This window comes from Bremerella sp. P1 (genome assembly GCF_028748185.1).
Lineage (GTDB): Bacteria > Planctomycetota > Planctomycetia > Pirellulales > Pirellulaceae > Bremerella.
This window is the reverse complement of sequence record NZ_CP118164.1, coordinates 3,000,850-3,015,320: the sequence shown is the minus strand read 5'-3', so window position 1 is coordinate 3,015,320 and position 14,471 is coordinate 3,000,850. Positions and strand designations below refer to the sequence as shown.

General features: G+C 54.7%; 11 protein-coding genes. All 11 read left to right on the top strand.

The window, feature by feature from the left end:
* The first annotated feature begins 1 nt into the window (after position 1).
* Positions 2-1,060 carry a phage major capsid protein gene (locus PSR63_RS12615; RefSeq protein WP_274333804.1) on the top strand — a complete coding sequence of 353 codons (1,059 nt, stop codon included), beginning with the start codon at positions 2-4 and terminating at the stop codon, positions 1,058-1,060.
* Between the two features lie 57 nt (positions 1,061-1,117).
* Positions 1,118-1,843: a hypothetical protein gene (locus PSR63_RS12610; protein ID WP_274333803.1), complete on the top strand. Its 726-nt coding sequence runs from the start codon at positions 1,118-1,120 to the stop codon at positions 1,841-1,843.
* Positions 1,844-1,898: 55 nt separating this feature from the next.
* On the top strand, positions 1,899-2,141 hold the full coding sequence (locus PSR63_RS12605) for a hypothetical protein (protein WP_274333802.1): 243 nt from the start codon (positions 1,899-1,901) through the stop codon (positions 2,139-2,141).
* Positions 2,142-2,348: 207 nt separating this feature from the next.
* The gene (locus tag PSR63_RS12600; RefSeq protein WP_274333801.1) at positions 2,349-3,389 is read left to right on the top strand and encodes a hypothetical protein; all 1,041 of its coding nucleotides are present in this window, start codon (positions 2,349-2,351) and stop codon (positions 3,387-3,389) included.
* The gene (locus PSR63_RS12595; protein ID WP_274333799.1) at positions 3,389-3,928 is read left to right on the top strand and encodes a hypothetical protein; all 540 of its coding nucleotides are present in this window, start codon (positions 3,389-3,391) and stop codon (positions 3,926-3,928) included. Before PSR63_RS12600 ends, PSR63_RS12595 begins: the two co-directional genes overlap by 1 nt.
* Positions 3,928-5,199 carry a hypothetical protein gene (locus tag PSR63_RS12590; protein WP_274333797.1) on the top strand — a complete coding sequence of 424 codons (1,272 nt, stop codon included), beginning with the start codon at positions 3,928-3,930 and terminating at the stop codon, positions 5,197-5,199. Before PSR63_RS12595 ends, PSR63_RS12590 begins: the two co-directional genes overlap by 1 nt.
* Before the next feature lie 2 nt (positions 5,200-5,201).
* Positions 5,202-5,549, top strand: coding sequence for a hypothetical protein (locus tag PSR63_RS12585; RefSeq protein ID WP_274333796.1), 348 nt, complete (start codon positions 5,202-5,204; stop codon positions 5,547-5,549).
* A 9-nt stretch (positions 5,550-5,558) separates the two neighbouring features.
* Entirely contained in the window at positions 5,559-5,915 is a 357-nt protein-coding gene (locus PSR63_RS12580) for a hypothetical protein (RefSeq protein WP_274333795.1), read from the top strand.
* On the top strand, positions 5,915-10,231 hold the full coding sequence (locus tag PSR63_RS12575; RefSeq protein ID WP_274333794.1) for a hypothetical protein: 4,317 nt from the start codon (positions 5,915-5,917) through the stop codon (positions 10,229-10,231). Before PSR63_RS12580 ends, PSR63_RS12575 begins: the two co-directional genes overlap by 1 nt.
* Positions 10,228-13,845, top strand: a complete 3,618-nt coding sequence (locus PSR63_RS12570; protein WP_274333793.1) for a hypothetical protein — start codon at positions 10,228-10,230, stop codon at positions 13,843-13,845. The genes PSR63_RS12575 and PSR63_RS12570 overlap by 4 nt, the downstream gene beginning before the upstream one ends.
* Positions 13,845-14,471 carry a hypothetical protein gene (locus tag PSR63_RS12565; protein WP_274333791.1) on the top strand — a complete coding sequence of 209 codons (627 nt, stop codon included), beginning with the start codon at positions 13,845-13,847 and terminating at the stop codon, positions 14,469-14,471. Before PSR63_RS12570 ends, PSR63_RS12565 begins: the two co-directional genes overlap by 1 nt.

The following is a 14,471-nucleotide window of genomic DNA, read 5'->3' as shown; positions in this document are numbered from 1 at the left end:
AATGCCATCTCTCGATCAGATCCTGGACTTGGTTGAGTCCACGATCAACAAGTATGACCGCAAGAAGTGGGTGGATATTTCCTTAAATAACCAAAACTACCACTTCACCAAGGAGATCGTTCGCGGCGGTCGCATGAAGAATGATGCGAACTCCACCGCCTGTGAATGGAAAGTCCAGACCTCGTATCAGGACTCCACCCGCTACGCGGATCTCTACGACACCGACACTCACGTCGTTGGTGACCACCTCACGAACGCTTCGTCCAAGTGGATGAAGATCACCGATAACTGGTCGTTTGACAAAGACGAAAACGTCTTCAACCAGGGTCCAGAGCAGATCATTGATCATGTGATGGTGCGTCAGCACGCCATGATGAATGGTGTGTTTGAGTTCCTGGAAAACAAGATGTGGACGCAACCGACCAGTGACACCGCACGCCCCTACGAGATCCTTGGCATTCCTTACTGGATCGTCAAGAACGCTACCCAGGGCTTCAACGGTGGCGATCCATCGAGCGCCAACGCTGGTGCTGGTGGAATCCTGACCGCTTCGGTGCCGAACTGGAAGAACTACACCGACACCTACGCAACCGTCTCCAGCACTGATGCTATCGAGAAGGTTGTGCGTGCCATGGAGTTCTGCAACTTTGAAGCACCAGACCCTCACGCTGCTCACGAGAGCACGAAGATGCCAAGCTACGGCTTGTACTCGACGTACAACTTCGTAGAAGAACTTCGTCGCCATCTGCGTGGTCAGAATGACAACCTGGGTGAAGATGCGGCTGCCATGATGAAGGGTGCTCCTTACATCATGTCGGTGCCAGTGAAGTGGGTTTCGGTTCTCAGCAACAGTGCTGCCACCGCCTACGACTCCACTGATCCTCTCTACGGCATCAACTGGAACTCGTTTGCCTTCCACAGCAAGGCTGGCAACTGGATGCGAGAAACCAAGAACGTGCAGTCGGCTACCCAGCATAACGTCTATGTGAACTACATCGACGCCTGGGGTCAGTTCGTCTGCAAGAATCGTCGCACCAACTTCGTCATGTACCAGGCTTAGTAGCCTACTAATCACAGGGGCTGCCCTTGAGCCCCTTCTTTCATATGGAGAATCGCAATGAGTGACCAACGAGTCATTTACAGCTCTCCCAGTAATGGCCGCTACGAAAGCCGCGATCTATGGGCTGCTTGCCCTAAGCAGTTGATTCGTGACGAGTACGGCGCTGGGAAGTTTTTTGAAACCGACTTCATGGGCAAAGATGTCGGCATGTTCACTGCCACGCAGGCAACTGCGGGTACGTTCACGGTGGACACGGGCCTGGAAGGTGGCGTAGCAGTTGCCGACTGTGCCAGCGCTACTGCAACCCAGGGCATCAATGTGCAGGCCGATGGCGCTGCCTTTGTGCCAGCCGCAGGCGTCAACCTGTTCTTTGAAGCACGTGTCAAAATCGCAGACACCGCAACTGGCCCTGAGTTGTTCATCGGCTTGTCGGAGATCGACACGGCCATCCTGGACACGTCGGCCATGGCTTCGACCAACATCGCAGCCTTCTACTCGGTGACTGACGATAACGTTCTGGCCTTCGCTACCGAGGATGGTGGTAATGCCACGACAGAAGCTGGCGTCTACACGATGGTGGAAGACACCTACGTCAAGCTGGGCTTCAAGATCGAAGGCTTGAGCAAGATCACGCCTTACATCAATGGTGTGGCTTACGACGACAATGCGATCACGACCAACATCCCTGACACGGCTGTTGTGCCTACGTTCGTCTGTCAGTCGGGTGGCACCACCGACCCGATCCTCTACATCGACTGGGTGAAGTGCTACCAGGTCGATTAAGGCTAACCCAGGCTGCCCTGTGATCTACGGGGCAGCCTCTCCTTTTGGAGTATCCATGAGACAGAATGTATCGCCTATTGCTGCACAGGCACTGGGCAAAACACCAGAGGAGTTTGCTGCTGACGAAAAGGCCATGCAGGCTCACAAGCTGGTGGAGAAGTACGCAACCCGCATTAGCACACCCATGCACTCCCAGCAGACAGGACTGCTTGTGGCTGTCATCTACGAACTACTGAGCAGCACCCCAGAGAAGAAGCCTAATGCCACCGCAAGACCTACTAAGGGCACTCGAAAATAAGTCCTGGGATGAATCACGCTCAACTGTGATTCTCTCTATCATTCGCAATTCGGAAGATAGCGAGGAGAACAAGCGTAGGACGGAAGCAGTGGAAAAACTGGTAACGGAAATGAAGGTGCAATTCGGGGTCATCGTATCTGTAGCCAGCTTCATTGCCTCTCTCGCAGCTACAGCAATCTTCAACCTCCTCTTTGGTAGTTAGTCTTAATGCCTCAGTACCAACGCGAAAGCTACTTGATTGACAGGGCGATTGCCGAGATCGAGAACACGTATGGTGACGTGGTTTCGGTGGAGGACAAGAAGAAGACCCTGCGCAAGTTTGGCAGCAACGAGTCCGTGGGCAGCACTACCCAGGCTACCATCATGGAGCTGGCTGGCAGCGAAACCAATGAAACCTTCGTCTATGACAATCTCATCGACAGTGTTTCTAGTGGCAGCACCAGCAACCTGAATGAGGTTTTTGTTGAGGGTCACACAATCGCCAGCACCGTGAGCGTGAGTTCGATCACACGCAGTAGCACTACAGCAACTGTGACCACCTCATCGGCACACGGTCTGTCTGTGAACGACGGTGTGATCATCTCGGGTGCCAATGAGGGTGACTACAACAAGCGTGTGCGAGTGGCCTCTGTGCCAACCACCACCACGTTCACCTACTACGTTACGGGATCGCCTACCACTCCAGCTACTGGCACCATCCTGGCCAGGCCAGTGAAGTATACCTTTGTGACTCAGTATGCCTATCTCAACGGGCAGAGCGAAGTCACGTTAAGCACACCGCTTGCCACCTGCACGCGGTTGTTCTGCACCAGTGCGTCTGGGCTGGCGGCATCCAGTGTTGTGTATGCCTACGATAACACGGGTGTCACGCTTTCATCTGGCGTCCCAGACGTGGATGCTCAGGTGCATGCGATTATGAACGCTGCGGACAACCAGTCTCGTAAGGCGTCAACCACGATATCCAACACAGATTACTGGATCATCAGCGACATCGAGGCGAGCGTGAACAAGAAGACTGCGGCTACAGTCGATGTGCGACTTCAGGTGCAGCTTCCATACGGACCATTCCGATCTATCTACCCTACGATCTCCCTGGCGTCTACTGGGCAGAACAGCTACCAGACATCTCTCTCGACGCCAATCATCGTACCTAAGAACTCGCACTTCCGCTTTACTGGCTTGGCATCTACGACGGGTGTGCAGGTTTCGGCAGCGGCAGGCGGTTATCTCGCATCGGTGGTGAGCTAATGGCGGACACAATTGTCGAGGTGCAACTGCCTCCAACATCCAGTAGCCCTACGCTCTATCTATACGAACTGTCGGATGACACGACAGTGCAGAACACTGGTGGAGACTCCTTGACGCAGGAGACAAACGCAGAGGGCTTCTGGCAGGCAACTGTAACTGAAGCATTGGCGGATACCTTTCGCGTCAAGGTGACTGACGGTGGCAATACGATCTACTCTGGCTACATCACGGTAGCCGACGACACGAGCATCTACCGAGCTGAGGATAGCTATGCTTTGGCTGCTTCTGCGATTACCAGTACTGCTGTTCAGGCTGCTTGTAATGCCGCCCTGGTAGCCCTGCACCTGGATCACCTGTTGGCAGCCGAGTACGACCCAGGCAGCAAGCCTGGTGTGGCCACTGCCCTGCTGAATGAGATCGTTACCGAGGACTCTGGTACAGGCGGTATCAAGTTCACCACCGAGGCACTTGAGCAGGCACCGTCGAGCGACACGGTTGAACAAACCATCAACATCACCGAAACGACTGTGAACACCTAATGGCGATCATCACTATCGTGCATAAGATCGGTGGCACTGCCACGGATGCTGACAGCACCCCAGTCCTATCCAGTGAAGACGCAAGCTATGGCGTAAAGCGTAGCGACACGGACGCTGTGGTGGTGGCTGATGGCACAGCGATGACCAAGACCGACACAGGCACTTACACCTATTCGGTGACTGAGCCAGCCACTGGCTTGACCTATCTCTACTCCATCGAGCTTACCTACAACGGCGTTACGACCTACATCACAGGCAGCGTGGCTGGGGCAGCAACAGCCACATCGAGCCTCACGGGCCTGGGATGTGATTTTACCTCGCTACGCAGAGAGGTGGGGCGTCACCTGGGCTTCGACGAAACAGTGTCTAACTGGTCCTCTGGTGAAGTGCAGATCGTCAATGACTGCATCACCGAGGGCCTGCGGCTGTTTTATCATCCCCAGCCAATCAATGGCCTGGCCCACGAGTGGAGCTTCCTCAAGCCTGCGGCAATCCTGGAAACCACAGCACCATACACAACAGGCACTGTGACTGTTTCCAGTGGTGTGGTCACACTCGATTCTGGCACATTCCCCAGTTGGGCAGCCAATGGAATCATCGAGATTGCGAGCAACGGCACCTACTACGTGGACACTCGTGATGGCGATACGCAAATCACCCTGGAAGATACGAGTGTCACCGAAGCCACCAGCCGCACATTCAGCCTCTATCGCTACTCCTATGACTTGGAGAGTGACTTCGGGGCATTGTGCAGCAAGATAACGCTTCGCAGCAGTGCCTACACAGCCAATGGCTATATCGAATCACGTGGCGAGCACCAGATCCGCAACTGGCTCTCTGGCACCATTGAGAGTGGTAAGCCTCGCTACTACGCCTTGCGGCCTGCCAGCTTCAATGTGAATGTCGGCACACGCTGGGAGATGCTGTTCTACCCCATGCCTGATGCAGCGTACAAGCTGGCCTACGTCTACAAGATCGACCCAGGGCAATTGAGTGAGAGTGCGCCTTATCCAGCAGGTGGAGCAGTTCACGCATCCACGATTCGCGCAGCCTGCCTAGCCGCAGCTGACCTGAAAGAGAATCAATACAAGGGTGAGCTATGGCAGACCTTCATGGAGCGTCTGCAATCCTCCATCGCCCTGGATGGTGAGGCCACTTCACCCGACACCCTGGGCTGCATGGAAGACACTACCCCCACCATCGTTTATGGCAATCACGACTACCGCAGAGTCATACGTGATGGCTCCAGCTCAATCGAATACGGAAGCTAAGCATGACCTCATTTAGCACGTCACCACCCGCCAAGGATACGATCACAGAAGTTGCGGTAGCCACCTCAGTTGGTAGCAGCACTGCTGTGAACATCCAGGACTTCAACGCAGGCATCGTAAAGATCAACACTGGCTCGATCACTGATGTGGCAGTCACGCCCTACATCTGTGAAACCGAGAGTGGCACTTATATGCCAGTCTATGTCGCAGCCAACACTGCCGCCGACCTGATCACGGTATCCAGTTCCCAGTGCTACGCCATCCCATCCAGTGCCATGAATGGCAACTACCTGAAGCTGGTGGGTGGCAGCGCCATCGCAGACACAACCATCATTCTCAAGCGAATCTAGGAGACTTGAATGTCTAGCCCTCATAGCAATCGTCGTCTGGAAAGCCCCGAAGGCTTGATCTCAGTAGATCCAGGTGACGGTAAGAAGATCGTCCCGAGCAAGACGATTGACTATATCAACCTTGTCACGTCGGGCGCTGAAACTCGCACCCTGCCTGACCCAGTGTTTGAGGGTATCGAGCTTACTCTCAATCTCAAGGACGACGGTGGCAACTGTGTAGTCACTGCTTCCACTGCAATTAATGCCACTGGCAACACCGTTATGACATTCGCTGACGAAAGCGATGTGATCGTTCTCAAGAGCGTGAATAAGGGTGGAAGCTACGTTTGGCGAGTTGTCGGCAACGATGGAGTAGCCCTCTCTTAATGCCTAATCGCACCAGCATCATGCACGTCGATTTCCCGATCCAGGGTATCGACCGTAAATGGGCCTACCAGAAGCAGCCTCCCTACACCACCTACGATGCACTCAACGTAGTGCCATCCGACGTGAGTGAGGAGAGGCTGCGTGGCGGTTCACGCCCAGGCTTAAAGCGAGTCAAGGTCACGCAACTTGGCAGTGGCACTCCTGTGCGACTACTGGATCGTGTGACTGTCGCCAAGTCTCCTACCAATACTGCGGGCACCAGTGGCCTTAGCAATAACCAGGAGGAGTTCGATAAGCCTGATGCAGTCTCTGGTGATGAACTGGATGACTACTCGCCATTCTGGGAACCATGGACGACGGTGAACCAAAACAGTTGGCTCTATGTGCCAGGTGGCGGTAAGGTGTATGCGACAAGCAGTGGTGCGGCAAACCTGTGGCGAGAGGAGCCATTCACAGGTGGTGCGGATTATGAGATCCGTCTTAACTACCAGACGAATGCACTCACAGAAATCACATCGTACTCCAGGCCATCCACCTCCGTGGGTGGTACAGCCTACCAGCAGACGTATTACATCTACACCAATGTGAACGCTTCTGGCCAGCCAGAGAACGATACCCTACGGTGGGAGATCACCTACAGCCGATCCTGGGATGACTCTGCCAACACGCAGACACGCACTGTGAACGTGCGCAACTTCGATGGCACCTCGGGCGGCACACTGCTATACGAGGGTGCCACAGAGACGATCACACCCGACCAGTACGATGGCGACTTTGTGATCAAGTTCGATGTATCGGCAGAGACTGCTACGCTCTACATCAATGGTGTGGCAGAGACATCGGCAGTGGCTATGCCCAATACTGACCAGGTGCGATGGGGTGTATATGGCTTCGGCGGTAACACCACGCACTACACAGCCACAGCACTAACCAACGCCATCTTCAGCTTCAATCCCAGCACAGCACTGGAGGGTGACTACACAGGCTCTACAACGACCCCCAGTGCGTCCACGTTTGGCTTTGATACGACCGAGGCACACAATGCCATTGTCTTGTCAGATCCCATTACAACGGGCGACAGGCTGTCTGAGAGTGGCGGTAGTTGGACAGACGTAGCAACCACCTCTTGGCTGTGGAAGGGTGGCAATCAGCATTGGGGTAGCAATAACCCAAGTGTGACTTCCGACCTGGCAACAGGCTCAGTGGCCACGGGCCTGATTGATCTCACCGAAGACATCATCCTGATCGCAGATCCCTACCTGCAATTGGATGCCACGGATGACTGGGCAGGCGTAGGTGCATCCACGTTCTTTTATACACTCACATTCGATGACACTGGCTCGGGTGACACGATCAAAGTGGGTGTGCGCTGGACGATGAACGCCAGCGGTGTGCTCACGGATGTGGATATCTTTGCTGAGAATGAAGCTGGCACACGCAGCTACACGGATGTCACCACTGAGTACAACCTGCTGACGACTGCATTCAAGCTGGGCATGTTCTACGATGAGAGCACTAGCACGCTCACATGCTGCTTACCTGACCTGCCTACCAAGAAGGCAACAGCTTCGGTCAATGGCGACTGGGAGCCAGCCAGCGGCAGTATTCTCCAGGTCGATGGCACCTACGACCCTGATCTGGCCAACACCCATGTCGAGTTCACCTACATCCATGCTGTGTACACGACCACTAGCGGCACTGGTCTAGCTGGACAGGCGGCCTTGTCGAGTGGACCTGATGAAGACTTTGAGGGTAATGCAGGCGCAGGCACTACCGCCTGGGAATGTGATCCCCAGTCCTACACGGGCGCTGGCAGCGTGAGCTATGGAGTGGGCGACGGTAGCTTCACCAATTCCTCTGGTGCTGATGGTACAACCCTCACTGCACAGGATTACTGGCTGGATTACTGGAGTGGAATCGAGGATGTCTTCGGTGCTACCTACTCGCTCGATAGCCTCTACTTCGAGAACGACGAGTTTACGGTAACTGCGCCTTATCTCACTCCCAGTGCATCCATCAACTACGCTGGCAACATGCTCTACCAGGCAACCAATACCAGCGACAATACCACCAGGATGCTGCTAGACGAGAACTGGCGATACGACATGAAGGTGGGTTATGACATCACCTTCCTTGAGTCTCAGGCAACTGGCGGCACGCTGCTGCCGACAATCTACTTCCATCTGTCGCTAGACAATTCAGTGGCACCCAGGCCAACGACCATGGCCACTGGTGGAGAACGCCATCTCACCATGCGATTGCAGTGGGGCGCTGCCTACGACGGTGCTTCGCAGACGGTTGACTCGATGTCGGTCAATGTGCGGCAGGGCTCATCTACAGGAACGCTGGCCCAGGACGCATACAATGCGACCACGGAGTGGCAAGCCAACAAGGATGGCAACAACGAAATCGACGTGATCCTCATTTACAGCAAGAGCACGAATCTTGTTGAGGTGTATCTAGTCAACCTGGAAACCGATCCGATCATCTCCTTCTCACCGAATGACTGGGAGCAAGGGGCAGATGACATGCCAGTCGCCTCTCTTGTTGGTTACAGCCTGAACACGGATGGAGTCAATCCACAGCCAGCCACGACAGATGTGACCGCCTTCACCAGGATACGCTCCTTCACGCCTAACTACAGCGTAAGCGCATCTGGCGGTGGTTATGATGGCACTGGGCAGTGTATCCTGATCCACCAGGACACCGATGGCGATGGAGACATCGACACGATCAGCACAGGCACAGGTGGTGGTGGCGGTCCTGGCACAGGCGTCAGCACCTACCAGTATCCAGCCATACGCTACCAGGAGCTTCTGTGCGCTTCAGCAGGCAGTACGTTCTACATCGAGGATACAGTCAGTTCGATGCGAGCTGTGACATCCTCTGTGGATCTCTGCGCCAACAATCGCCTGTGGAGTACCGAGTACCTTCAGAAGCTCTACATCGCTGACTATGAAGACACGCCAGTGCATGAGTATTCTGATGGCACTGTCACCGATACGACGCTCACGTCAGCCAATGCTACCGACTTCGATGCCGATGTGGACACCTCTAACAGGCTTGTGATTCTATCTGGCACAGGGGTCAATCCTGGCGTCTATGAAATCACAGGAGTAGCAGATGCAGTAATCACATGTTCTGGTGGTGGCCTGGGAAGTGGTTCGTCAGCTAAGTACCGCATCATTCGCTCACCCAAAGTATACGACCCCATCGAGGATACCCTCACGGAATGGGTGGCCACCACGGGCAGTGTGCCCTATGGCAAGATCATTGTCACCTGGCACGATCGTGTTGTCATGGCTGGCGATCCCGAGAACCCCTACACAGTCTCAGCCAGTGCGATGGGGGATGCCCTGGACTGGGACTACTCCAACAGCACTGAGACAGGTGCCTGGCAGGTAGCGCCCTCAGATCGCTCTGCCACGATCTCAGAACCGATCACAGCACTCATCCCTGCCACCGACGACACGCTTGTGATCTCTTCGTATCGTGGCATCTACCTCATGCTGAGCGATCCCAAGACCAGCAACGGTATCATCGAGAGCATGACGCAGAAGGTGGGCATTCTCTCTCAGGGTGCCTGGTGTCAGACGCCAGAGCGATCCTTTATCTGCCTTACCCGCGATGGACTGTATGAGTTCTATGCAGCACCAGGGCAGGCTCCACAACCACTCTCGCGTGATCGTCTGCCGCTAGAGATGAAGGTCATTGACCCGAATGCTGTGGTCATCGAGATGCAGTATGACATTGCTGAGCAGTGCGTACACATCTTCCTCACACGCAAGGATGGTGGCACGACCAAGCACTGGTGGTATGATCGCCGCACAGGCAGCTTCTGGCGAATGCAATTGTTTGGCACCCATGAGCCAACCGCATCCCTGGACTTCCGCAACCTGAACACGGATCTCGATGGGGTACTGCTTGGTGGTCGTGATGGCTACATTCGCAAGTATTCACGTGACAAGTTCACCGACGATGGCCAGAACTTCACATCCTCTCTCTTGATCGGCCCACTGAATGTTTCGCGTGGCAGCCACATGGAAGGTGTGGTTCGCGAGATGGATGTAGTGCTGGGAGAGAGCACCGACAGTGCCACCGTCAAACTGGCAGTTGCTGACACGATGGAGCGTGCCTCCAGGCAGACAAGCTACGCACTGTCACGCACTGTCAAAGGTGGCCTTAACCCTACTCTCAGGCCACGCTCTCGTGGTGTAGCAGCCATCATTCGCGTCGAAGGCATCTCCAATAAGCCTTGGTCCCTAGAGCGTATTCAGCTCACTCTTGAGCAGGCAGGCCGCCTGCGTACACGATGACCGTATCCAGTCTTAAAATCAACACGTCACCACGCCAGGAGAGCGACACTCGGCGCAACTGGGGTGACCTACTCACGTGGTCGATCCTCGTCACGGCAGATGTGAATACCAACACGTCTGCGATCTCGGCATTGGATACCCGTCTCACAGCCGCAGAGAGCGACATAGACGACCTGGAAGCGTCTGTGGGTGTTGTAGACGTAACTGCACTGGAAGCTCGTGTAACAGTCAATGAGGGCGATATAGCCACGCTTGAGGGCTATCACGCTGCTGCCATTGCAGACAATAGCTACACGACTGCCGCAGGTGATTCGATCACCATTGCTGACGGTATCGTCACAGCATTCGTGCAGGGCACCTACACTCTGCCAGCCAGCGATGGCACTGATGGCCAAGTGCTCACCACGGATGGTGCAGGTACATGGGCCTTTGAGAGTATCCCTGCTCACTTCACCTTCTTTGAAGAGAGCGGTGTTGCGGTCAGGCCAGTCACCGACAGCCTCTACACCCTGGGTGATGCCACCAATAAATGGCTGGACATCTACACCGATGCGATTGACCTGGCTGGCGTGGATCTCGATACACGCATCACTTCCATAGAAGGTGATGTATCAACCAATGCTGGCAACATCTCCACGAATACCAGCAACATCTCGGTAAACGCTGGCGACATATCTAGCCTGGAAGCCTTCCAGGTTGCCACAGAAGCGATCTTCGCAGCAGCCATTGCTGATGGCACTGTAACCACAGCAGCCAACGACAAGATCACAACTGCCGATGGGGTGGTGACAGCCTTCACGGCAGGTAGCTACTCCCTACCTGCATCAGATGGCACCAGCGGTCAGGTCTTAACTACCGATGGCTTAGGCACATGGTCGTTTCAGGACGTGACCGCATTCACCCTGGTGGAAGAGTCAGGCTCGGCCTTCCGCCCTGTGACCGATTCGTCCACAACCTCTGGTGACGCCACCCACGCCTGGAGCAATGGCTACTACGATGCAATCACCTTGGGTGGCGTTGACCTTGATACCAGGATCACAAGTACCGAGAGTGACATCACTACGCTGGAAGGTTACTTCTCTGGCGTTATTGCCGACGGCACCTATACGACTTCTGCCGATGATGACATTACAGTCGCCAATGGATTGATCACAGCGTTTGCTGCTGGAGACTACCTGGAGATCGTTGGTGGCTCGGATGCCACGACACGCAACTACAGATTCGGCAGCAACGCCCTATCGTCAATCACCACTGGCGAGAATAGCGTAGCCCTTGGAGCCAACGCAGGTGCCTCCATTGCCGATGGCTACTACAACACTACCCTGGGATACAACTCTGGCGATGGCATTACCAGTGGCAATTACAATGTCACGATAGGCCATTCTGCTGGAGACAATCAAACCACTGGCAGTACCAGTGTCTTTATTGGCTATCAGTCTGGTGGCCACCTAAGTAATGGCACTGACCAGCTTGCCATTGGCTTTGGCTCCACGGAAGGTGAGCACTGGATTGTCGGTGATTCCAATGGCGATGTGCAGTTTCCCAATGATGTAACTGTTGACGGTGCGGCGACGATCACAGGGCGGTCATCGTTTGCAGCGGCGGCAACCTTCGACGCGGGCTATCGGGAACCCTACACCGACCAGAACGGCAACACACAACTACAATTCCCCACGGCGTCGAATATCATCCTGCGAGAAGGGGCCGACCCGACAACCGACATCGAATTCGGTGCTGGGTTCTGTTATTTCCTCGACAATCTTGGCGGCGGTGATATCTCCTATCGCAGGGTAGGTATCGTTGGCGGCTGGGAAAAGCAGATGGATTCCACGTGGGCCGCTGGCGACAACGCGGGCGGGATGCAATCGGGCGACGCCCTTTCCGCTGATACGCTGTATTACGTGCGACTGATCGAGAACACCACGACAGGGCGAACCGAGATCATCGCCTATGACGGATTAGCAACCGACCCGTCGGGTTATGACTCGGGTTTCGCTGCTATCTCGATAGGACGATTTCACACCGACAGCGGCGGGGATATTGAATGGAGAGTTAGCGAAGCGGCGAAGGTTGCAGATATCTACTATCCAGTAGCCGAAGACCTAAACGACGCCGACCGAATCGAGTACGACGCGACGAATCAGCGATTCTATGGCACGTCTGCCATCAAACAGCCTTACGGCTATAAGATCACCAACAACACCACCGACGCCGACCACGACTTGGATATCGAAGCGGGCGGCTGTATGTCCTGGGACCGCACGACATGGATCGAGGGTTCAGCCTTAACCAAGCGTTTTGACGCTGCTTGGGCAGCTGGTACTGGCAACGGCGGTATGGATACGGGGTCGATTCCCACAAGCGGCGGGCTGTACATCTATGCAATTTATCACCCTACTAGCGGCGTGGATTACATCGGTTCAACAGCCGACCCGACGACAGGGCCAAGCCTGCCGACTGGTTACACGAAGTATGCGTACATCGGTTATCGACCAACCGACAGTTCAGCGAACTTCTATCCTGTGATTCAGACGGGGAATTATCACGAGATTTACCCTGTCATATCTGTTTACGGAAGTAGCAATCCTGGCACTTCTTCAATCGACCACACATTCCCTTGTCCGATTCACGCCAAGGTAAAGATGTGGTCGGTTCTCAGCAGTTCGTCAACGACGACCTACCTTTGGATCGGTGACCCGTCCGTAACGCCAACCGTCAACAGTCCATCGGGTAACGTGCATCAAGGCGTTTCCGCAGGCGACGGGGACCGCGATACGATGGACTGCATGCTAAATGATTCGCAGCAACTGCGGACGCGACTAAGTGCCAGCGATGCGGGTGTCTATCAGGGCATCGGCCTACAAGGCTGGGAAGACACCTTGCTTCCTGGTATTAGCGGTGCTTCTAGCGGGTCGTACACCTACCACCCTGACATCACTGGCTTGCTGGTCAATTCAGCAACTGACACTGACCATGATATCGAAGTAGGCGACGGTGGTGTCTGGTCGGAAGACGGGTCGACGTGGATCGAGAACACGGGTGGCACAGTCACGCGAGCGATTGACAATGCCAGCCATCGCACTGGATCGCTAACTGCCAACACCGACTACTACGTGGTTGTCGGTATTAATGGCGGTGCGTTCGATGTGATTTTTTCCGAATCTAACGCCCTGCCTTCTGGATGGATGACATACAAGGCGATTGACATTCGCCGCACGGATGGCAGCAGCAACCTGCGTGAAATGTACATGTCGGACAGTGACGACTGCCGACGATTGAATCGCTATGAGTCTCAGTCGGTGGATCACTCAGGGGTTACGACGCCAGCTTCGGCAACGCTGTACACCATATCCGTACCCCACGTCGAAGCAATAGAGGCATTTGCATGGATCGTAATGTCAAACGGTGACATACAAGTGAATCACGGGCATCTACCAAGCCCAGGCAGCGGGCGTATTGGCCTTGAGTATTTTGATTCATCGGCAGCACAAATCAGAAATAACCACTATGTACAGGTGAATTCGTCAGGGCAAATTTACTTGCACTACAGCTTCAACAACTCGACATTTATCTATGTTACGCGAGGCTATTCAGCCTGGAGGGCGTTGAACTAATGGCAATTTTAGTAGTCGGATCAGACTTTCTAGTTTACTCACTTGGCATGAGTGCCTATCCCGTCGAGTGGGAGAACGCAACGATTTATGAGGATATGCCAGGACGCTGCGAACTGGCGTTAGACGAGTACGACCCTAGCGGTTTGCTTCGCCAATATGCCGAAGCGGCGGATATGGACTTCCGCGACCCGCTTGTCATTGCCCGCGTTAAAGACGTGGAGGCTGGCGGCACGGCGAACGTCGACCTGGAATTAAAACGGCAGGAAGTCGTCGAATGGTTCACTAGCACTATTGACGCAGGGTATGACACGGGCCTGGGCTACCGCATTAAGATCGACACCGAAGCACGCAACGAGTTCGATGCCTTGATGACATCCATCAATGCAGAGCTTCTTTCAGGCACGCTGCCTGCCAGCCTCACCCAGCAGTACATCTTCGGCATTGACGAGACATCCACCGATGGACTCGACAACGGACATGTGATCTCTGGTGTGCAGTTCATCCAGCTCTACGCAGCAGGCGGTGGCTACTACAAGCAGCTTCTCGGCCTGAGAAAACAATACACGGCTGCCATTCAATCAGGATTCACAGACTTCACAGTGGGTGAGCCACTGCCAGGAGAATAG